We start from the raw sequence: 1,450 nt of genomic DNA on the forward strand, positions 1-1,450 counted from the left end.
CGCAACGTCGCTTTGGTGATCGTATATGAATTGGATAATAGAACGGGTTTTTGCCTACTGTGATGCAATTGTAAGTGGAAAAATAAAAAATTGTAAAAAACATAAATGGGCCGTTAAGCGTTTTTTAAAAGACTATGAGGATTGTCAAAAAGATGACAGTCTTTTTTATTTTGACGAAGAAATAGTAGAAGATTTTTACTGGTTCGCAAGAGAGTTTAAGCATGTTGAAGGGATTTTAGCTGGCGAACCAGTAGAATTGACGGATTTTCAATTATTTTTATCGGCAAATATCTTTGGTTTTAAAAAGAAATCTAATGGAGCAAGACGCTTCAGAAAAGTTTTTATCCAATTAGCACGTAAAAATGCTAAATCACAATTTCTTGCTATTGTAGCAGCGTTTGTCACGTTTCTTGGTGATGAAAAACAACGTGCTTACATTGCTGGATGGACCAGAGATCAATCTTCTGAAGTTTACGAGGCTATAAAAACAGGAATCAGTTCAAGTGAACTGTTAGAAGGTAAGTGGAAAGAAGCATATAGCACGATTGAAATATTTAAAAACGGCTCGGTGATTGTTCCTCTTTCAAAAGAGGCAAGAAAAACAGGTGACGGAAAAAACCCATCTGTTGGGATTGTCGATGAGTATCATGCGCATGAGACTGACGAAATTTACGATGTTCTATCTTCAGGGATGGTAGCAAGGAAAGAACCTTTGATGTTTATTATAACGACAGCTGGCTTTGATTTATCTAGACCTTGTTATAGAGAGTATGAATATGTCAGTGATATTCTAGATCCATCGAAAGATGTTGAAAACGATGATTATTTTGTTATGATTTGCGAACTGGAAAAAGATGATGACATAAAAGATGAGTCTAATTGGATAAAAGCAAACCCAATTGTCGCTACTTATGAAGAAGGTATAGCAGCAATACGTTCGGATTTAAAAGTTGCTCTTGATAGACCTGAAAAAATGAGAGCATTTTTAACCAAAAATATGAACATTTGGGTTGATAAAAAAGACAATGGATATATGGACATGTCAAAATGGCGCCAGTGCGAAGTAGATAATATCGACTTTGTGGGAGCGACTCTCTGGATTGGCGGCGACCTATCTATGACTACTGACTTAACAAGTGTTGGTTGGGTAGGGATGGACGAAGAGGGAGATTTTATTGTTGGACAACATTCTTTTATGCCAGAAGCCCGTTTAAAGGAGAAAATGGCTACAGATAAGGTTCGTTATGATTTGTGGGCTGAACAAGGATATTTAACTTTAACACCTGGGGAAATGGTCGATTATACAATTGTTGAATCTTGGATAGAAAACTTTGCTAAAGATAAAGACATTCAAGAATTTGACTATGATAAATGGAATGCTTTGCATTTAGCGCAGAATTTAGAAAACAAAGGTTTTACTTGTGTAGAAATACCACAGCGGATTGCTAAT

The 1,450-nt window shown here is 36.1% G+C and carries 1 protein-coding gene; it reads left to right on the forward strand.

From position 1 onward, the window contains the following. Positions 1 to 25 precede the first annotated feature (25 nt). Positions 26 to 1,450, forward strand: a 1,425-nt coding sequence (locus tag MR058_RS22765; protein WP_242145935.1) for a terminase large subunit, incomplete at its 3' end; no start/stop codon positions are given.

The organism is Bacillus cereus group sp. BfR-BA-01430 (genome assembly GCF_022663115.1).
GTDB classification, from domain to species: domain Bacteria; phylum Bacillota; class Bacilli; order Bacillales; family Bacillaceae_G; genus Bacillus_A; species Bacillus_A cereus_BD.